An 18,320-nucleotide genomic window follows, 5' to 3' on the forward strand; every position below is an offset into this window, starting at 1 on the left:
TCATAGTTCCGAAGGGCCTCGAGTGCTTCTCGACGCCCCCGCACTCACTTCCTGTGCGCCCCAGCGCGGGAGGAGCGCGCCCGGCGCGCGAAGTAGCGCCCGTCGGCGCGCGTCACCTCGATCGGCTGGTGGTAGGCCTTGGACACGTTCTCGCTGTTCAGCACGTCATCGATGAGCCCTTGCGCGACCACTTCGCCCTCGTCCAGCAGCATGGCGTGCGTAAAGCCGTACGGAATCTCCTCGAGGTGGTGGGTGATCATCACCATCGCCGGCGCGTCCGGGTCGAGCGCGAGCTCGCCCAGGTAAGCCATGAGGTCCTCGCGGCCGCCGAGGTCCATGCCCGCGGCCGGCTCGTCCATAATGAGCAGCTCCGGGTTGATCATCACCGCGCGCGCCACCATGACGCGCTTCTTCTCACCGTCGGACAGCGTGCCCCAGCGGCGGTCGATGAGGTGCATCGCGCCGACCTGCTCGAGCACGTCCATGGCCTGCTCGTAGTCCATCTCGTCGTAGTCCTCGCGCCACCGGCCCACGATGGCGTAGCCGGCGGAGACAACCAGGTCCCCCACCTTCTCGTCCTCCGGGACGCGCTGCGCGAGCGCCGAGGAGGTCAGCCCGATCGCGGCGCGCAGATCGCGCATGTCGGTGCGCCCGAGCTGCTCGCCGAGCACGAACGCGGTGCCCTTGGACGGGAACTCCAGGGCCGATGCCATCCGGATCAGCGTGGTCTTGCCGGCGCCGTTGGGGCCCACGATCACCCAGCGCTCGTCCAGTTCCACCTGCCAATCCACGGGGCCGACGAGTGTATTGCCGCCGCGGACAAACTCCACGCCGCGGAAGTCGAGCAGGAGGTCTGGGTCGGTCACTGGTTCGGTTGCTTGTGCGTCATTCACGCCTCCCATTCTGTCCTATTTTCCGGCACATGTGGGGAGGTTGGGGTGCGCGTCGCACCAGCGCGAAAGTTAGGAGCAACTTAGGCCGGTGCGGTCCTTGCAGTTTCGCTACTGTGGCTAGTGTTACTGACCGGCTCGCGGTTGGCGCAGCACGCGCGTCGCGGGATCCCTACGCCACGTACGAGGTAGATGACGCCATGGTTGCAAGATTCGGAATTGATGATGTCCGGCCCCAGGTCTCTGGCCGCACGCTGCCATCGAAGGCGGTCGTCGGCGAGGTCGTTCCCGTCTCCGCCCTGGTGTGGCGCGAGGGCCACGACGCGGTGGCCGCAACCCTGGTGATCACCTCCCCCGACGGCGAGCAGTACTCCGTGCACATGCACCCGGAGCCCTACCGCCCCGACTACGTCCACTCCGTCTTCGTGCCCGACGAGCAGGGCCTGTGGCAGTTCCGCGTAGACGCCTGGTCCGACGTCATGGCGACCTGGCGCAACGCGGTGACGAAGAAGCTGGCGGCCGGCCAGTCCGCCGCCGAGCTGGCCAATGACCTCGCCCACGGCATCGAGCTGTTCACCGCCGCCGCCGAGCAAACCCCCGCCCCCGACGCCGCTGTGCTCAGCGACGTAGCATCGGCGCTTGCCGACGATTCCCTCCCCCTCCAGGAGCGCATCGAAGCCGGCCTGAGCGAGGACGTCCTGGACGTGCTCGCCGCCTACCCACTGCGCGACCTGGTTTCCCACGGCCCGGTGTGCGACGTTCTCGTGGAGCGTCGCGAAGCGCTCGTGAACTCCTGGTACGAGCTCTTCCCGCGCTCCACCGGCGGCCGCGACGAGAGCGGCGCACCGGTCCACGGCACGTGGGCGACGACCGCTCAGGCGCTCGACCGCGTGGCGGCGATGGGCTTTGACACCGTCTACTTCCCGCCGATCCACCCGATCGGCGAGGTCAACCGCAAGGGCCGCAACAACTCCGTGACCGCGGCGCCCGGCGACGTGGGCTCCCCCTGGGCCATCGGCTCCAAGGACGGCGGCCACGACGCATTCCACCCGGAGCTCGGCGGCGAGGAAGAATTCCTCGACATGCTCCACCACGCCGACCAGCTCGGCCTGGAGATCGCCCTCGACTTCGCCCTGCAGGCCGCGCCCGACCACCCGTGGGCCGACGACCACCCCGAGTTCTTCACCGTGCTCGCGGACGGCACCATCGCCTACGCGGAGAACCCGCCGAAGAAGTACCAGGACATCTACCCCATCAACTTTGATAATGACCCGGAGACCCTCTACGACGAGGTCTACCGCGTCATCATGTACTGGGTCGAGCTGGGCATCTCTACCTTCCGCGTGGACAACCCGCACACCAAGCCGGTGAACTTCTGGCACTGGCTCATTGCCAAGGTGCACGAGACCCACCCGGACGTCATCTTCCTCGCCGAGGCGTTTACCCGCCCGCCGCGCATGTACGGGCTGTCCAAGGCCGGTTTCTCGCAGTCTTACACCCACTTCACCTGGAAGGTGAGCAAGGAAGAGCTCACCGACTTCACCCAGCTGCTCATCGACGTCGCCGACGTCTCCCGCCCCAACCTGTTTGTCAACACCCCCGACATCCTGCATGCCTCGCTGCAGCAGGGCGGCCCCGCCGCCTTCGCGCTCCGCGCCACACTCGCCGCGACGATGAGCCCGCTGTGGGGTGTCTACTCCGGCTACGAGCTCTACGAGTCCATCCCCGTACACGGCGGCTCCGAGGAGTACATGGATTCTGAGAAGTACCAGCTGCGCCCCCGCGACTTCGAGGCGGCCCTCGAGCGCGGCCAGTCCCTCGAGCCCTACCTCACCCTGCTCAACCGCATCCGCCGCGAGCAGCCTGCCCTGCAGCAGCTGCGCCAGATCCGCTTCCACGAGGTGACCAACGACCAGATCATCGCCTACTCCAAGGTCGACGCGGTCACGGGCAACGCCGTCCTCGTTGTGGTCAACCTGGACCCCTGGCACATGCAAGAGGGCATGGTGCATATCGACGCCGCCTCACTCGGCCTGGACAACGGCGAGCCCTTCCCGGTCCACGACCTCATCACCGGCGACCGCTACACCTGGAACGAGCACAACTACGTCCAGCTCGTGCCGCAGCAAAACGTTGCCCATATCTTCCGCCTGCCCGAGGTTGCTCCGGAGCGTCGTGAAGCGCTCGCGTACCGTCAGATCTCGGACCACGACTACCGCCCGTAACCAGCACCTTCTCCATTCGCTTTACTAGAAAGACGATGATGACCGGCCACGAACTTTCCCCCGCAGCGCTCATCCCGGAGCACGACCGCCAACGCCTCCTCGAGTGCAAGCACCACGCACCGCACGACTTCTACGGCCGCCACGCCGTGGCCGGAAACACCGTCGTGCGCACCCGCCTGCTCGGCGCGACCGACGTGCAGCTGCTCATTCACAACGACGCCGTGCAAATGCACCACACCGGCGACGACATCTGGATCGCCGAGCTCGAGGGCGAGCACGCGAGCGACTACCGCCTCAAGGTCACCTACCCGGACGCGGAGCCGCAGATCATCGCGGACCCCTACTTCTTCCTGCCCACCGTCGGCTCGCTGGACCTGCACCTGATCGCCGAGGGGCGTCACGAGCGTCTCTGGGAGGTCCTCGGCGCGAACGTCCACACCTACACCACCGACCTCGGCCAGGTCACCGGCACCGCCTTCGCGGTCTGGGCCCCGAACGCCAAGGGTGTGGCGGTCGTCGGCGACTTCTGCAACTGGAACCCAAACCAGTACCCGATGCGCACCCTGGGCTCGACGGGCGTGTGGGAGATCTTCATCCCCGGAATCGCGCCCGGCGCCCACTACAAGTTCGCGGTCCAGACCTCCGAAGGCTACCGCGTGGACAAGGCCGACCCGCTGGCCAAGGCCACCCTCGCCCCGCCGGAGACCGTCTCCGTCGTCGCCGACACCACCGAGTACGAGTGGCGCGACGCCGAGTGGATGCAGCGCCGCCAGGGAGTCGACCCGGCGAACTCCCCCATGAGCGTCTACGAGTGCCACATCGGCTCCTGGAAGCAGGGCTCGAACTACAACACGCTGCGCGAAGAGCTCGTCCCGTACCTGGTCGAGCACGGCTTCACCCACGTGGAGTTCCTCCCGGTTGCCGAGCACCCCTTCGGTGGCTCCTGGGGCTACCAGGTCAGCGGCTACTACGCACCCACCGCGCGCTGGGGCACGCCAGACGAGTTCCGCGCGCTTGTCGACGAGCTCCACGCGCACAACATCGGCGTCCTCGTCGACTGGGTCCCCGCACACTTCCCCAAGGACGCCTGGGCGCTCGCGCGCTTCGACGGCACCGCGCTCTACGAGCACCCCGACTGGCGCCGCGGCGAGCAGAAGGACTGGGGCACTTACGTCTTCGACTTCGGCCGCAACGAGGTCCGCAACTTCCTCGTGGCGAACGCGCTCTACTGGTGCGAAGAGTTTCACCTCGACGGCCTGCGCGTGGACGCCGTGGCCTCCATGCTCTACCTGGACTACTCGCGCGAACCCGGCGAGTGGCTGCCCAACCAGTTCGGCGGCCGCGAGCACTGGGACGCGGTCCAGTTCCTGCAGGAGATGAACGCCACGGTCCACCGCACCCACCCGGGCGTGATCACCGTAGCCGAGGAGTCCACCGCGTGGCCCGGCGTGACCGCGCCCACCGAGTCCGACGGCCTCGGGTTCTCCCTGAAGTGGAACATGGGCTGGATGAACGACTCGCTGGAGTACTTCTCCCTCGACCCCATCCACCGCTCCTACCACCACAACGAGATCACGTTCTCCCTGGTCTACGCGTTCAGCGAGAAGTACGTCCTGCCGTTTAGCCACGATGAAGTCGTGCACGGCAAGGGCTCGCTGTGGACCCGCATGCCGGGCGATGACTGGAACAAGGCCGCGGGACTGCGCGCGCTCTACGGCTACATGTTCTCGCACCCGGGCAAGCAGCTCATGTTTATGGGCTGCGAGTGGGGGCAGACCACCGAATGGGACGAAGCCCACTCCGTCAACTGGGACAACCTTGCCGACGACTGGGACCACGACTACCACAAGGGCATCCGTCGCCTCGTGCGCGACCTCAACCTGGTCTACCGCGACACCCCGGCGCTCTTCTCCCAGGACAACACGCCCATAGGTTTCCAGTGGATCAAGGGCGACGACGCGCAAAACAACATCCTCGCCTACGTCCGCTGGGGCGCGGACGGCTCGGCCGTCCTCGCGGTGGTGAACCTCTCCGGCGCCTCGCAGCCGAATTACCGCCTGGGCTCACCCAAGGCGGGCACGTGGGAGCTGCTCATCAACACCGATGACGCCGTCTACGGCGGAGCAGGCAACGAGCTCCTCCCCACCGTGGACACCGAGCCCACCACCTGGGACCAGTTCGACCAGTCCCTCAACCTGCACATCCCGGCGATGAGCGTGCAGCTGTACACGCTGCGTGGCTAGAACAGTGCGCTGGCCAGGGCGGTCCGCGCGTTGATCACGCGCGGATCGCCCGGCTCGAACAAGGTGAAGAGCTCGAGCAGGCGCTCCTTCGCCTTCGGCTCGGCCTTGACGTAGCGCAGCAGACGCTCGAACGCCTTCTCCGGCGCGCCAGCGACAACCTCAGCGTCCGCCGCAACGAGCTGCTTGTCCACATCCTGCGGGTCCTGTTCCGCCTCCGCGATCGGGTCGGTGGTGCGGCGCTGGGGGTCGAGGCGCTGCAGGACCGCCACCGTCGCCTTCGCCTGCTTGACGGGCTGGTTGTCGGGCTCGTCGGCCAGGATTGCGTTATAAAGCGCGGTAGCACCCTCGAAATCGCTCCTATTCAGCGCGGCGGTTGCTTGGTCCAGTCGCGGGTCCTCCGGCTCGGGGGCATCCGTCTCCGGCTCGTCGTCCAGCCCCTGCAGCTGCGGGCCGACGTTCTTCACCAGCGCGTCGACCCATTGCTTGAGCTGGTCGGCGGGCTGGTTGCCCTCAAAATTAGTCACCGGCTGGCCGGCTGCCAGCGCCACAACCGTCGGCAGGGCGCGAAGACCGAACATCTGCGCCACCTGCGGCGTGGCGTCCGCGTCAACATACGCGACGAGGAACTTGCGCTGCCCCGCCGCCAGCTGCTGCAGCGTAGCCTTGAGCGACTCCGAATCCTCCGACCGGGAAGTGCCAATCATCAGCACCACCGGCACCTGCACGGAGCGCTGGAAGGCGCGGGCCTCGATGTCCTTCTCGGTGACCGTGATAAACGGCTCGAATCCGCCCTCCTTGAGCTGCTGCTGCGCCTCCTTCTGCTCCACCAGCTTGTTCAGGTCAACTGCGCCTGGTCCGAAATCCGGCATTTAGTTCGCTCCTTCGTCATTGGCGTCATTGGAAAAGTGCTTCTCTAGCGACGCGACTTTTTGGTGCATCATGTCGGTGTAGCCCGGCCTGATGTCAGCTTTGATCACCAACGATACCCGTGGGGACACCGCCTCCACCGCTTGCGTGGCACGCTTGATCACGTCCATGACCTCGTCCCACTCCCCCTCGATCGTGGTAAACATCGCGGTCGTCTCGTGCGGCAGCCCGGATTCGCGCACGACGCGCACGGCGCGCGACACGGCTTCCGACATCTCTGCAGTAGCGTTATTGGTCACCGTTGGGGCGACAGAAAATGCAGCAATCATGCGGCCCAGCCTACCCGGACGGACGCTACCGCTTCTCCCAGCAGTGCTTGTGCCAGTGGCGGCGATCGTCGCCACGCCCGCCTGTGTCGCGCGGCCACGCCACGACGTGCGCCACGCCCGGCGGAATGTTCTGGTTGCATCGCGGGCACACGTAGAACTTATTCGCCGCTGCGGCGCCGATCTGGCGCACGAGGTAGATCTCCCCGTTCGCCCAACTTGGGCCCTCGACCTCCTGGGTCCCAATGAATGTGGACCCGTCGCGCGGTAGCACGTAGGACGGGGTGACGTTGTGTCTCCGGTTCCGTCTCGGCATCGTTTCCCCTTCGCGCCTAGAAGAGCCGCAGCTCGTCGGACTCGATGCCGCGGAGCTCGTCGTAGTCCAGGGTCAGGCAGCGGAAGCCGCGGTCCTCGGCGAGCGTGCGCGCCTGCGGCTTGATCTCTTGCGCCGCGAACACCCCGCGCACCGGCTTGAGCACCTCGTCGCGGTTGAGCAGCTCAACGTAGCGAGTGAGCTGCTCCACGCCGTCGATCCCGCCGCGCCGCTTGATCTCTACCGCCACGGTCTGTCCGTCTGCATCCCTGGCGAGGATGTCCACCGGACCGATCGCCGTGGGGTATTCGCGGCGCACCAGGCTGTAGCCCTCGCCGAGGGTGCCGATGTGCTCCGCCAGCAGCTCCTGCAGGTGCGCCTCGACGCCATCCTTGACCAGCCCCGGGTCCTCGCCCAGCTCGTAGGAGGAGTCCGACAGGATCTCTTCCACCGTGATGCGCAGCTGCTCCCCCTTCGGGTTCTCCACGATCCAGAGTTGCTCGCCGGTATCCTCGCCGTCGATGTCGACCACCGCTTCCTCCTTCAGGGTGCACGGCGGCGTCATCCAGTTCAGGGGCTTGTAGGCACGGTCGTCCGCGTGGACGGACACCGAGCCGTCGGATTTCAGCAAGATGAGGCGCAGCGCGGACGGAAGGTGCGCCGCGAGGCGACCAACGTAGTCAACGGAGCAACGAGCTATGACGAGACGCATGCACCACAGGGTACCGGGCGCGCAGCGGGGAACAGAAACGGGTCGGGTGGGTGCGCGGTGGCGTCGAGAAGCACTTAGGCGCGGCCCCGCTGCACGCGCTGTGCCAGCGAGCGAACGTCCACGCGCTGCTGGCGACGATCCGGCGCAGACTCCACCCAGGAAATGAGCGCCATCTCCACATGGCGATCCGCCGCAAACTCGAGTTGCCCGCGCGGGCTGGTCATTTCCAGGACCGTCGACACCCCCGGCATAATCTCCTGCTCATCCGCGGTCAGGTCGCGCACCCCGTTGATAGTCAGGTCGCGGCGGTCCAGCGCGTAATCGTAGTTTGATGACAGCGACCGCAGCTTATAAAACTGCAGCTCTTCCCCCGTGTATCGCAGAATACCGTGCCGCCAGCCGTGCAGCCCCTGGGCCGGCAGCTTGCGGATCAGCGCGCGCCCGCCGGAATTCCGGAACATGGCAAACCGCCAGATCGCAATACCCGTGACCCCGATGACCACAAGCAGCACCACAGAGACGATGATCTCCATCGACACCTCCCTGCGAGATTCCGTTGTTGCCAGGCCCCCGCACATCGTGGAAGCACGCTTATGCGATAATCCTACTTTGCTGCGCAGACAATGCAAGCATCATCGGGGCAGCCGCTTAACGACGTCGCGCCCCCACCTACCTCACGGCAGGTGGGGGCGCGAAACGTACAAGGAAGGAGCGTGCGTTGCCCTCCTCCCGGGCGCTGACGCAAACTCGGTCTAGCGCGAGCTGTTGCGGCGAACCGCGGCAAGCTCGGCCTCCGAGCGGGCCTTCACGAGCGAGTCGTCGGCGCGCAGGCCAGACTCTGCCTCGGTGGTGTCAACCTCCTCCGCGAGCTTCGCGAAGTCAGCGAGGATGGTCACGTTGTCGCCCTGGACGGAGAGGAACCCGCCCTGCACAGCGGCGACGATGCGGTCGCCGCTGGTGGGACGGATGGTCACCACGCCGTTCTCCTTGAGCTGGCCAAGGAACGGCTCGTGACCGGGCAGCACGCCGATCTCACCTTCGATGGTCTGGGCGGTGACGATGCTGGCCTGACCCGACCAAAGCATGCGGTCCACCGACACCAATTGCGCGGTAAGTTCAGCCATGTCTGCCTCCTAGCCCTGCAGCTTCTGGTACGCGGCCTCGACGTCGTCGAGACCACCGAGGTTGCTGAAGGCCTGCTCCGGGTAGGCGTCGAACTCGCCCTCGCAGAGCTTGTCGAAGGCCTCGATCGTCTCCTCGAGCGGGACGTAGGAGCCCTCGTCGCCCGTGAACTTCTTCGCCACGAAGAAGTTCTGGCCGAGGAAGCGCTGCAGCTTACGAGCACGCATAACGGTGATCTTGTCCTCTTCGGACAGCTCGTCCATACCAAGGATGGCGATGATGTCCTGCAGCTCCTTGTTCTTCTGCAGAATACCGATCACCTTCTGCGCGACAGCGTAGTGACGCTCGCCGACAATGCCCGGCTCCAGGATGCGGGACGTCGAGGTCAGCGGGTCCACAGCCGGGTAAATACCCTTGGAGGCAATGGAACGCGACAGCTCGGTCGTCGCATCCAGGTGGGCGAAGGTGGTCGCCGGTGCCGGGTCGGTGTAGTCATCGGCCGGCACGTAGACCGCCTGCAGCGAGGTAATGGAGCGACCCTTCGTGGAGGTAATGCGCTCCTGCAGCACGCCCATCTCATCAGCCAGGGTGGGCTGGTAGCCCACGGCGGAAGGCATACGACCCAGCAGGGTCGAGACCTCGGAACCGGCCTGGGTGAAACGGAAGATGTTGTCGATGAAGAGCAGCACGTCCTGGTTCTGCACATCGCGGAAGTACTCCGCCATGGTCAGGCCGGACAGGGCCACGCGCATACGAACCCCTGGCGGCTCATCCATCTGGCCGAAAACAAGGGCCGTATCTGGGAGCACGCCCATCTCTTCCATTTCGAGGAAGAGGTCGGTGCCCTCACGGGTACGCTCGCCGACGCCGGCGAAGACCGACGTACCAGAGAACTCGCGGGCGATACGGGTAATCATCTCCTGGATGAGGACCGTCTTGCCCACACCTGCGCCGCCGAAAAGGCCGATCTTGCCGCCCTTCACGTACGGGGTGAGCAGGTCGATGACCTTAATACCCGTTTCCAGGATCTCGGTCTTACCCTCGAGGTCCTTGAAGGCCGGCGGCTGGCGGTGGATGCCCCAGCGGTCGCCGTTCTCGCCGACGCTCGGGTCATCCAGGCACTGGCCGAGTGCGTTGAACACATGGCCCTTGACCTGGTCGCCGACCGGGACGGAGATCGGGTTGCCGGTGTCGAGCACCTTCGCGCCACGCACAAGGCCGTCGGTCGGGGCCATGGCGATGGTACGCAGCAGGTTGTCGCCCAGGAACTGGGCGACCTCGAGCACGATGGTGCGGGACATGCCCTCGAGCTCGATGTCGACCTCGAGTGCGTTGTACAGAGCGGGCAGCTCGCCGCGCGGGAACTCCACGTCGACGACTGCGCCGATTACGCGAACGACGCGTCCGTTGTCAGAACCCTGCGGGTTCTGCGCGGACTGTGCCTCGTGGGCTGCAGCCTTGGTCTCGGCCTCGCCCACCGGCTCATCGTTGCGCTCATCAAATGATTGAGCAGTAGTCATGATTTAGTCACTTTCTCCACTACCGGACAGCGCGCCAGCGCCGCCGATAATCTCGGTGATTTCCTGGGTGATTTTTGCCTGACGGGCTTGGTTAGCCTCACGGGACAGATTGTTCGCCAGGTCGGTGGCGTTATCCGTCGCGTTCTTCATCGCCGTACGGCGAGAAGCGGATTCCGAAGCCGATGCTTCCAAGAAGATCGAGTAGAGCGACCTGGAAACATATGTCGGAAGCAGCGAGGTCAGCAGCGTGTCCGGATCGGGCTCGAAGCTCATATCCGGGTTCACGGAGCCGTCCTGCTCCAGCATGCTCTTCTGCTCGTACTCGAATTCCTCGAGGACGGGCTCGATGGGCAGCAGCTGGTGCACGCGCGCTTCCTGCGAGAGCATAGACACGAATTCGGTGTAGACAACGTGCACTTGGTCGAAACCGCGCACGCCCTGGCCCTCCGTGCCGTTGACGCCTTCGCGCCATTTGGCGGTGTCCTCGGAACCAGCCATGAAACCGTCGATGATGTGGCGACGCACGTTGTGCGTATCCTCCCACGACGGCTTCTGGGACCAGCCGGTCCACGCGCCACCGACGTCCATGCCACGGAACCGGAAGTGGGTAACTCCCTTGTTACCGGTGACGTAGCGAACCACCTCGTAGCCTGCGTCGCTCAGCATGCGCTCAAGCTCGGCGGCCTTCTTCAGCACGTTGTGGTTGTAGCCGCCAGCCATACCGCGGTCAGAGGTGACCACGAGGATCGCCGCGACTCGCCCACCGTCACGCTCCCGGAGCATGGGGTGGTCGAGGGAGCTCGCGGCGGCGAGGCGTTCCATGACGTCTTGCATCTCGTCCGCGTACGGCTTCGCCGCAGCGACGCGAGCCTGGGCCTTGGTGATCTGCGACGTAGCGATCAGCTCTTGGGCCTTCGTGATCTTCTTCGTTGAGTTGACGGACCGGATGCGGTCACGCAATTCGCGAAGTGTTGCCATGGTGCTGTTTCCTCCCTTCCTTTATGTAGGTCCTAAAGTCCTGCGCGCTGCAGAACCTAGGAGCGGCTGACGTTGAGCTTGTTCTTGGACACTTCGCCGGCGTCCAGGGCCTGCGCCTCCGGCTCGCGCACGACGCGCTCGCCCGAGGAAGCCTGGAAGGTGCGAGCGAACTCTTCGTTGACGCGCTTGATGGCGTCCTTCGAAGCGTCGTCAAGCTGCTTGCCGCCCTCGATCTGGCTAAAGACCTCGGGTGCGGAGGACTGGATGGCCTCCTGCAGCTCGGACTCGTAACGGCGGACATCCTCGACGGGAACGACGTCGAAGAGACCCTCGTTCGCTGCCCAGATGGACACGATCTGGTACTCCACCGGCTGCGGTGCGTTCTCGGACTGCTTCAGCAGTTCGACCAGACGCTGACCGCGCTCGAGCTGCTTCTTGGAAGCAGCGTCGAGGTCGGAAGCGAAAGCCGCGAACGCCTCAAGGTCGCGGTATGCGGCGAGGTCCAGACGCAGGTTACCTGCGACCTTCTTCATGCCCTTGGTCTGCGCAGCGCCACCGACACGGGAGACAGAGATACCCACGTCGATAGCCGGGCGCACGCCCTGGTTGAACAGGTCGGACTGGAGGAAGACCTGGCCGTCCGTAATGGAAATGACGTTGGTCGGAATGAACGCGCCCACGTCGTTTGCCTTGGTCTCGATGATCGGCAGTGCGGTCAGGGAGCCAGCGCCGAGCTCGTCGTTCAGCTTCGCTGCACGCTCCAGGAGACGGGAGTGCAGGTAGAAGACGTCGCCCGGGTATGCCTCGCGGCCCGGCGGACGGCGCAGCAGCAGCGAGATCGCACGGTAGGCCTCGGCCTGCTTGGTCAGATCATCGTAGATGACCAGGACGTGCTTGCCCTGGTACATCCAGTGCTGGCCGAGTGCGGCGCCGGAGAACGGTGCCAGCCACTTGAAGCCTGCGGAGTCGGACGCCGGAGCCGCCACGATGGTGGTGTACTCGAGCGCGCCGTGATCCTCCAGGGTCTTGCGCACACCAGCGATGGTGGAGCCCTTCTGGCCCACAGCCACGTAGATGCAACGCACCTGCTTCGACGGGTCACCGGTCTCCCAGAAAGCCTTCTGGTTGAGGATGGTGTCGATGCAGACCGCGGTCTTACCGGTCTTGCGGTCACCAATGATGAGCTGACGCTGGCCGCGGCCGATCGGGGTCATGGCGTCGATCGCCTTCATACCCGTCTGCAGCGGCTCCTCGACCGGCTGGCGGTCGAGAACGCCTGCGGCCTGGAGCTCCAGGGCGCGCTCTTCTTTGGACTCAATCGGGCCAAGGCCGTCAATCGGCTGACCCAGGGGGTTGATTACTCGGCCAAGGAAGTCTTCCCCAACGGGGATGGACAGGACTTCGCCCGTCCGCTTGACTTCGTCGCCTTCGGTCAGGGACTCAAAGTTACCCAGCACCACGACACCGATGGAATCGGTCTCGAGGTTCTGTGCGACGCCAATGACGCCGTTCGGGAACTCGAGCAGCTCGTTCGTCATGCACCCTGGCAGCCCGGAAACCTGGGCAATACCATCTGCAGCCGAAGTCACCACGCCGACCTCCTCACGGGAGGCCTCCGCGGAGTAGCTCGAGGTGTAGTTCGCTATCGCGCTACGGATCTCATCGGAGGAGATCGTCAGCTCCGCCATGTTCTTCCTGCTCTCGGTAGTTTGTTCCAGCATTATCTTCGTTCTAAAGGGCCGCGTTGGCAGCGACGTCGGTGCGCAGGCGCGTGAGCTTGCCACGCGTCGAACCATCAATCACTTCGTCACCAACGCGGATAACCACACCACCGAGGAGGCTGGGGTCAACCTCGGAGTGGATGGCCATCTCGCGGCCGTAAATCTTCTCAAGCTTCTGCGCCAGGACGCCGCGCTGGGAGTCGGACAACTCCTCCGCGGTGGCGACACGTGCCACGGTCTTGCCACGCATACCGGCAAACTCGGAGGACAGCTCCACCAAGTCATCTACCGGGTTGTGGCGCGGGCGACCGATGACCTGCAAAGCCAAAGCCTCGGTGAACATCGTCACCTTGCCGTAAATCACGTTTGCCAGCAGTCCTCGCTTCTTCTCGGAGGCCGCCGTGCGGTCGGACAACAGCTGGGTCAGATCCTTTTCGCGCTCCAGCACGTTGGCGAGCTGGTACAGCTCAGTTTCAACCTGCTCGAGCTTGCCGTCTTTCTCGGCCCCGCGCGCGATTGCGCGGCGGCCGAGGTTGACCAGCCCGGTGCGGAACTCGCGGGGCGTGGACCACTCCTGCTCGGCTGCTGCCAGCAGGACCTCAAGCGTCGGATCTGCGACCTTGGCGCTGAACACGTCGCGCATAATGCCGGTGCGCTGGGAGCTCTCCACCGAGTTATCAGCAACGGCGATGCGCAGTGCGCGCTCGCCGTCGAGCTGGTTCACGATGAGGAAGAGCTCAGCACCGACGTTCATCGCCACGGCGACGGCATTGTCGGAATTCTGGATCAGCTGATCAAGCTTCTCCGAGACCTTTGCTTGTGCTTCGCGACTCGCTGCCTTCATCTCGCCTACTTTCTCGTCGAGACGTTGTCGAGCTCAGAGAGGAAGGAGTCGATCGTGTTCGAGCGGCGGGTGGAGTCCGACAGCTCGGTGCCAAGCAGACGCTCGGCGAGGTTGATCGAGTTCTGGCCCAAATCGTTGCGCAGCTCTGCGACGACCTGCTCACGGGATGCCAGAAGCTGCTTCTCTCCAGCTTCCACAATGCGCTTGGACTCTGCCTCCGCGCGCTCGCGGGACTCCGCCTCGATCTCCTTACCCTTGGTGCGGGCAGCTTCGCGGATCGCGGCGGCCTCGGCGCGTGCCTCGGCAAGCTCAGCATTGTTCTTTTCCAGGGCAGCCGATGCTTCAGCCTGGGCAGCCTGAGCGCGCTCAATGCCACCCTTGATTTGGTCTTCGCGCTCCGCCAGCACTTCCCGGAACTTCGGAAGCACGTACTTCCAGAAGAGGAGGAAGATGATGATGAAGACGACAAGCGACCAAACCACGTCGTACGGGGCAGGCAGAAGCACGGAGGGCTCCGAAGTCATCGGAATCTCCTCGGTCCCTTCTGCCGCCACGAGAAATTCGTTGACGTTAGTCATTGGTTGCTCCTGTTCTAGAAATGAAATCTGTTCGCTAGGTGGTGCGAGCTTTTCTTAGAACAGGAAGCCGGCAACGAGGCCGATGAGGGCAAGGGCCTCAACGAAGGCGATACCCAGGAACATGGTGGTACGCAGCTGACCAGCCATCTCGGGCTGGCGAGCCATGCCCTCAACGGTCTTGCCAACCAGCATGCCGATACCGATGCCGGGGCCGATGGTGGCGATGCCGTAGCCGATGGATTGGAGGCCGTCGAACGCGGTGACAGACTCGTTTGCCTGGGCGAGGATGATGTCGTTCATGTGAAAGTCGTTCCCTTTCTAGGTGCTCCCCCGCTCCTAGTGCGGGAGGGCGAGTGACAATGTGGAGGGGTTATTCAGTTTGACCGGTTGGTCGCGCTTTGTTAGTGCGCATCCGCATGCAGCGATAGTTCGATGTACACCGCCGTCAGCAGGGCAAAAATGTATGCCTGCAGGAAAATAACGATGAGCTCGTAGAGCGTGAACAGAATCGCAGCAATGATGGTCAGGCCACTGAATGCGGTCCACCCGTTGAGCTGCCAGAAGAAGAAGTTCGTAGCAGAGTACAGCAGGACCAAAATGATGTGGCCGGCCAGGAAGTTCGCCATCAGACGAATTGCCAGGGTTACCGGACGCAGGATGAAGGTTGAGAAGATCTCAATCGGCACCACGAGGAAGTGGAGGAAGAAAGGCAGTCCAGGAATGACGGTGGAGTGCTTGAAAAACGCCACACCGTAGCGCTGGACGCCCGCGTAGATCATCGCGATGTAGGCAACAACCGCCAGCACGGCCGGCATGCCGATACGTGCGTTAGGTGAGATGTTGAGGAACGGAATGATCGTCGCGGCATTCATGAACAGCACGGTGAAGAAGATGGTGGCAATGACCGGCAGGAACCGGTTTCCGTCCTTCTTCCCCAACGTATCTTCTGCAATGTTGACGCGGACGAAGTCCACGCCCATCTCTGCGAAGTTTTGCAGCCCCTTAGGAACCAGCTTCGGCTTCCTAAAGGCAATAACAAAGAGGACCACAAGGATTGCCGCGACAAGAAGTCGGACAAGCATAATGCGGTCGAGCGCGAACCATCCATTGGCAAAGTCTTCACCAATGAACTGGTCGTACGTGTGCCCCGGGAAAATTTCTGGACCAAGTTCGGGTGCGTGGAATGAACCCTTCATGGCCAAAGTTGTAACGCTCAGCGTTCTCTCCCGTTCTCGGGCCGCATCCTCAAAGAATGCGGTGCGATGGACGTCTTCATCAAGGCTGTCTCCCGCGGCGGACTCCGTCGCACATCTGCTTCCGCGGGGACAGGGGAGTCTCTTCAGGCAGCGAGACCCAGCGGCGCTGGGCAGTCCCCTGCCTCAAGTAAGCCCAGCGGATACTTTAACAGGTCATCACGAGTTTCCTGGACTTTGGGGGGACTCGGACACTATGTGCTTTCAACCTGGGAAGTTTGCGCCCAACTTTGGCTCAACAGCCTGCAGATTTGCCCTCCTGTAACATCAGTCACACACACGCGAAAAGGGGTGGAATTTTCCCCTTCTTTGGCCAAGGCGTGGGCCTGGCTACCCCCGGTTGCGCACCTCCGGGGGCAGGCCGGATCGGGGATAGCTCGGGGCTAGCTCAGGTACGACGTCCTCGTCGTAATAACGCCCCACGCCTCGGCGGCCAGCGCGACAACGAGCGCCGCGAGCGTGGTGACACCGAACGCCGTCGAATCATAAAAGTTGAAGTTACGCAGCCAGACGAAGAGCAAAATCAAGACCACCATCTTGACCAGCCACCCGCCGAGGACGACCGCCATCGTGGTGCTGGGCGAGGATTCGGAGGTCACCAGGACGGTGACTGCGGTGGCCAGCACGAACCCACCGCCAATGGCCACGCCCAAGAGCACGGCCCAGATCCCGGGGAGATCGCGCGTGGCGCCCCATGCCATCAGGCTGACCAACGTGAGCGCGACGAGCGCTCCCCCGGCAACCTTGAGGGCTCGGATGATTGGCCGACGCTGGTCCGTGTACTCGGAGGCGTCGCGCACGTTGAGGTCGCGGGGCTGGGATTCCGGATTCGGGCTGGAAGTAGTCACGGTGGGTAAGTTTACCTACGCGCGTGCTCGATCTCCCCGCGCCCTCTCCCCTCGCCGGCCCCCTGCGGGGCCTCGACCGGTTTCGGCCCAATCTTTCCGGCCATCAACGGGACGAGTGTGAGCAGAAAGGCGCCGAGCAAGAGTACAGCGGTGAACACCGCCGCCACCCGCACCGGCACGATGGAGAAGCTCACCGCGCCAAACGCCACAGCGGCGACCCAGAAGTACAGGACGAGCACGGTGCGTCGGTGCGTATGACCCAAGCGCAACAGCCTGTGATGGATGTGCCCGGCGTCCGCAGCAAAGGGGCTTTGCCCCCTCGCGGTGCGTCGAATCACCGCCCAAACCAGGTCCAACACCGGAAGCGCAATCGCAGCGGCGACCACGATGATCGGACTGATCAACGCCACGAGGTCTGCGGTCCCGTACAGCGACATGTTGATCTTGCCCGACGCGGAGATCGACGCCGCAGCCAGCAGCAATCCGATCAGCATCGCGCCCGAGTCGCCCATGAAGATGCGTGCCGGCTCAAAGTTGTGCGGAAGGAAACCCGCGCAGATGCCCACGAGTGCCGCGCAAATGATCGCAGGTGGATACGCGGACACGGCACCGCCCTGCTCGTGCAGGACGGTGAGCGAAAACACCAGGATCGCTGCGCCGGCGATGACGCCGATCCCCGCGGCGAGCCCGTCGATGCCGTCGACGAAGTTCACGGCGTTGACCAGCAGCACCGTAAACACGGCAGCGATCACCATCCCCTGCATTTGGTCCAGAATCAGCGTAGTGCCCTCACCGAAGGGCACGTAGAACACGGTGAACGCGATGCCCATCAGACACATAATGATGGCGGCTAAGAACTGCCCCAGCAGCTTCGTCATCGCGCCGAGCTCGTAGAGGTCGTCCACGATGCCGACGATGACGATCGCAAACGCGCCCGCCAGCACTGCCGTCATCTCCGGGGTGATCGGCGCAAACCCGCGGGTCAGCGCGGGAAGCTGCTGTGCGAGGAACACGGCGCAAACGAAGCCGGTGAACATGGCGAGCCCGCCCACGGAGGGCGTCGGCTGCGTGTGCACGTCTCGTTTGCGGACCTCCGCGACACGCCCGGTGCGCACGAGCAGTGAGCGCACCGGGCCGGTGGCTAGGTACGTGATTGCGGCGGCTACGAGCAGGACGAGGCCGAGCTCGCGCAGCGGGACGCCAGCTCCCGTCATCTACTTCCTCCGCAAGCTCTCCGGGTCAAGGTTCAGGACTTCACCGAGCCGTTCGGCGCTGATCGCGGCCTCGCGCAAGATCTGCGGGTGGCGGCCGGAGATGTCGATGATCGTGGAAGGCTCGCCCACCTGCGCGTCGCCACCGTCGAGGTACACGCCGATCGCGTCGCCAAACTGCTGCTTCGCGTTCGCTGCGTTGAGCGCCGGCGGATTGCCAGAGATGTTGGCGGACGACACCGCCATCGGCCCCGTCCGCTGCAGCAGCTCCAGCGCGAGCGGCTGGTTAGGCATGCGCAACAGCACGGTGCCGCGCGTATCGCCCAGGTTCCACGGCAGGCTCGGCGCCTCCGGGACGACGATGGAGAGCCCGCCCGGCCAAAACGCCTCGACCAGCGTCTTCGCCGTGTCGGAGAACTCCCGCACGAGCCCCTGAATGGTGGTCCAGGAGCCGACGAGCACCGGCACCGGCATGTCCGGCCCGCGGCGCTTGGTGGCCAGGAGGCTCGCCACGGCGTCGTTATTAAAGGCGTCAGCGCCGATCCCGTAGACCGTGTCCGTGGGCAGCACGACGCAGCGACCCGCCTGCACCTGTTCAACCGCAGCGGTCAGCCCCGCCTCGCGCCCGCTCGGCTCGAGGCAGTTGTAGATCATGCTCCCCATAACGCT

19 protein-coding genes are annotated in these 18,320 nt (G+C 64.4%); 2 read left to right on the top strand and 17 right to left on the bottom strand.

Translation table 11 applies throughout. The features are described 5' to 3' along the window. Positions 1-44: 44 nt before the first annotated feature. Positions 45-902 carry an ABC transporter ATP-binding protein gene (locus tag CKJ82_RS02815; protein WP_095276037.1) on the bottom strand — a complete coding sequence of 286 codons (858 nt, stop codon included), beginning with the start codon at positions 900-902 and terminating at the stop codon, positions 45-47. A 188-nt stretch (positions 903-1,090) separates the two neighbouring features. Here CKJ82_RS02815 and CKJ82_RS02820 point away from each other — a divergent pair, with 188 nt between their 5' ends. Both CKJ82_RS02820 and glgB read left to right on the top strand, forming a co-directional pair. After that, positions 1,091-3,115 (top strand): maltotransferase domain-containing protein, encoded by a 2,025-nt coding sequence (locus CKJ82_RS02820; RefSeq protein WP_095536940.1) that lies wholly within the window; start codon positions 1,091-1,093, stop codon positions 3,113-3,115. A 38-nt stretch (positions 3,116-3,153) separates the two neighbouring features. After that, positions 3,154-5,358: a 1,4-alpha-glucan branching protein GlgB gene (gene glgB / locus CKJ82_RS02825; RefSeq protein ID WP_095536941.1), complete on the top strand. Its 2,205-nt coding sequence runs from the start codon at positions 3,154-3,156 to the stop codon at positions 5,356-5,358. On the opposite strand, the gene CKJ82_RS02830 is transcribed toward glgB, so the two are convergent. The 16 genes from CKJ82_RS02830 to CKJ82_RS02905 form a co-directional block, all read right to left on the bottom strand. Further along, positions 5,355-6,227 carry a tetratricopeptide repeat protein gene (locus CKJ82_RS02830; protein ID WP_095536942.1) on the bottom strand — a complete coding sequence of 291 codons (873 nt, stop codon included), beginning with the start codon at positions 6,225-6,227 and terminating at the stop codon, positions 5,355-5,357. The genes glgB and CKJ82_RS02830 overlap by 4 nt on opposite strands. Continuing rightward, on the bottom strand, positions 6,228-6,554 hold the full coding sequence (locus tag CKJ82_RS02835; protein ID WP_095536943.1) for a thiamine-binding protein: 327 nt from the start codon (positions 6,552-6,554) through the stop codon (positions 6,228-6,230). A gap of 25 nt (positions 6,555-6,579) precedes the next feature. Then, on the bottom strand, positions 6,580-6,867 hold the full coding sequence (locus tag CKJ82_RS02840) for an Rv1322 family protein (RefSeq protein WP_095276028.1): 288 nt from the start codon (positions 6,865-6,867) through the stop codon (positions 6,580-6,582). A gap of 16 nt (positions 6,868-6,883) precedes the next feature. Further along, entirely contained in the window at positions 6,884-7,576 is a 693-nt protein-coding gene (gene nucS / locus CKJ82_RS02845; RefSeq protein WP_095276025.1) for an endonuclease NucS, read from the bottom strand. A 74-nt stretch (positions 7,577-7,650) separates the two neighbouring features. Then, the gene (locus CKJ82_RS02850; RefSeq protein ID WP_095535050.1) at positions 7,651-8,109 is read right to left on the bottom strand and encodes a DUF2550 domain-containing protein; all 459 of its coding nucleotides are present in this window, start codon (positions 8,107-8,109) and stop codon (positions 7,651-7,653) included. Positions 8,110-8,328: 219 nt separating this feature from the next. Continuing rightward, positions 8,329-8,700, bottom strand: a complete 372-nt coding sequence (locus CKJ82_RS02855; RefSeq protein ID WP_095536944.1) for a F0F1 ATP synthase subunit epsilon — start codon at positions 8,698-8,700, stop codon at positions 8,329-8,331. A gap of 9 nt (positions 8,701-8,709) precedes the next feature. Further along, positions 8,710-10,218: a F0F1 ATP synthase subunit beta gene (gene atpD, locus CKJ82_RS02860; protein WP_233125505.1), complete on the bottom strand. Its 1,509-nt coding sequence runs from the start codon at positions 10,216-10,218 to the stop codon at positions 8,710-8,712. 3 nt (positions 10,219-10,221) lie between these two features. Further along, entirely contained in the window at positions 10,222-11,196 is a 975-nt protein-coding gene (locus CKJ82_RS02865; RefSeq protein WP_095536946.1) for a F0F1 ATP synthase subunit gamma, read from the bottom strand. 56 nt (positions 11,197-11,252) lie between these two features. Then, entirely contained in the window at positions 11,253-12,917 is a 1,665-nt protein-coding gene (gene atpA, locus CKJ82_RS02870; protein WP_095276014.1) for a F0F1 ATP synthase subunit alpha, read from the bottom strand. A gap of 10 nt (positions 12,918-12,927) precedes the next feature. Continuing rightward, positions 12,928-13,761 (bottom strand): F0F1 ATP synthase subunit delta, encoded by an 834-nt coding sequence (locus tag CKJ82_RS02875; protein WP_095276012.1) that lies wholly within the window; start codon positions 13,759-13,761, stop codon positions 12,928-12,930. Positions 13,762-13,766: 5 nt separating this feature from the next. Next, entirely contained in the window at positions 13,767-14,339 is a 573-nt protein-coding gene (locus tag CKJ82_RS02880; protein ID WP_095536947.1) for a F0F1 ATP synthase subunit B, read from the bottom strand. A gap of 54 nt (positions 14,340-14,393) precedes the next feature. Next, complete coding sequence (locus CKJ82_RS02885) at positions 14,394-14,639, bottom strand: ATP synthase F0 subunit C (protein ID WP_095276007.1); 246 nt, start codon at positions 14,637-14,639, stop codon at positions 14,394-14,396. A gap of 101 nt (positions 14,640-14,740) precedes the next feature. Next, positions 14,741-15,535, bottom strand: a complete 795-nt coding sequence (atpB, locus tag CKJ82_RS02890) for a F0F1 ATP synthase subunit A (RefSeq protein WP_095276005.1) — start codon at positions 15,533-15,535, stop codon at positions 14,741-14,743. Positions 15,536-15,975: 440 nt separating this feature from the next. Continuing rightward, positions 15,976-16,440 (bottom strand): Cg1360 family ATP-synthase-associated protein, encoded by a 465-nt coding sequence (locus tag CKJ82_RS02895; protein WP_095536948.1) that lies wholly within the window; start codon positions 16,438-16,440, stop codon positions 15,976-15,978. A gap of 11 nt (positions 16,441-16,451) precedes the next feature. After that, positions 16,452-17,654 carry an MraY family glycosyltransferase gene (locus tag CKJ82_RS02900; RefSeq protein WP_095536949.1) on the bottom strand — a complete coding sequence of 401 codons (1,203 nt, stop codon included), beginning with the start codon at positions 17,652-17,654 and terminating at the stop codon, positions 16,452-16,454. Further along, entirely contained in the window at positions 17,655-18,314 is a 660-nt protein-coding gene (locus CKJ82_RS02905) for an L-threonylcarbamoyladenylate synthase (RefSeq protein ID WP_095275998.1), read from the bottom strand. Between the last annotated feature and the right edge of the window lie 6 nt (positions 18,315-18,320).

This window comes from Corynebacterium gottingense, assembly GCF_002285125.1.
GTDB classification, from domain to species: domain Bacteria; phylum Actinomycetota; class Actinomycetes; order Mycobacteriales; family Mycobacteriaceae; genus Corynebacterium; species Corynebacterium gottingense.

Coding starts and splice junctions, on each gene's coding strand:
- CKJ82_RS02900 (WP_095536949.1), bottom strand. CDS start 17,654: ATGACGGGAGCTGGCGTCCCGCTGCGCGAGCTCGGCCTCGTCCTGCTC.
- CKJ82_RS02850 (WP_095535050.1), bottom strand. CDS start 8,109: ATGGAGATCATCGTCTCTGTGGTGCTGCTTGTGGTCATCGGGGTCACG.
- atpB (WP_095276005.1), bottom strand. CDS start 15,535: ATGAAGGGTTCATTCCACGCACCCGAACTTGGTCCAGAAATTTTCCCG.
- CKJ82_RS02905 (WP_095275998.1), bottom strand. CDS start 18,314: ATGGGGAGCATGATCTACAACTGCCTCGAGCCGAGCGGGCGCGAGGCG.
- CKJ82_RS02885 (WP_095276007.1), bottom strand. CDS start 14,639: ATGAACGACATCATCCTCGCCCAGGCAAACGAGTCTGTCACCGCGTTC.
- CKJ82_RS02875 (WP_095276012.1), bottom strand. CDS start 13,761: ATGAAGGCAGCGAGTCGCGAAGCACAAGCAAAGGTCTCGGAGAAGCTT.
- CKJ82_RS02880 (WP_095536947.1), bottom strand. CDS start 14,339: ATGACTAACGTCAACGAATTTCTCGTGGCGGCAGAAGGGACCGAGGAG.
- CKJ82_RS02835 (WP_095536943.1), bottom strand. CDS start 6,554: ATGATTGCTGCATTTTCTGTCGCCCCAACGGTGACCAATAACGCTACT.
- CKJ82_RS02865 (WP_095536946.1), bottom strand. CDS start 11,196: ATGGCAACACTTCGCGAATTGCGTGACCGCATCCGGTCCGTCAACTCA.
- CKJ82_RS02820 (WP_095536940.1), top strand. CDS start 1,091: ATGGTTGCAAGATTCGGAATTGATGATGTCCGGCCCCAGGTCTCTGGC.
- nucS (WP_095276025.1), bottom strand. CDS start 7,576: ATGCGTCTCGTCATAGCTCGTTGCTCCGTTGACTACGTTGGTCGCCTC.
- glgB (WP_095536941.1), top strand. CDS start 3,154: ATGACCGGCCACGAACTTTCCCCCGCAGCGCTCATCCCGGAGCACGAC.
- CKJ82_RS02815 (WP_095276037.1), bottom strand. CDS start 902: ATGGGAGGCGTGAATGACGCACAAGCAACCGAACCAGTGACCGACCCA.
- atpA (WP_095276014.1), bottom strand. CDS start 12,917: ATGCTGGAACAAACTACCGAGAGCAGGAAGAACATGGCGGAGCTGACG.
- CKJ82_RS02840 (WP_095276028.1), bottom strand. CDS start 6,867: ATGCCGAGACGGAACCGGAGACACAACGTCACCCCGTCCTACGTGCTA.
- atpD (WP_233125505.1), bottom strand. CDS start 10,218: ATGACTACTGCTCAATCATTTGATGAGCGCAACGATGAGCCGGTGGGC.
- CKJ82_RS02855 (WP_095536944.1), bottom strand. CDS start 8,700: ATGGCTGAACTTACCGCGCAATTGGTGTCGGTGGACCGCATGCTTTGG.
- CKJ82_RS02830 (WP_095536942.1), bottom strand. CDS start 6,227: ATGCCGGATTTCGGACCAGGCGCAGTTGACCTGAACAAGCTGGTGGAG.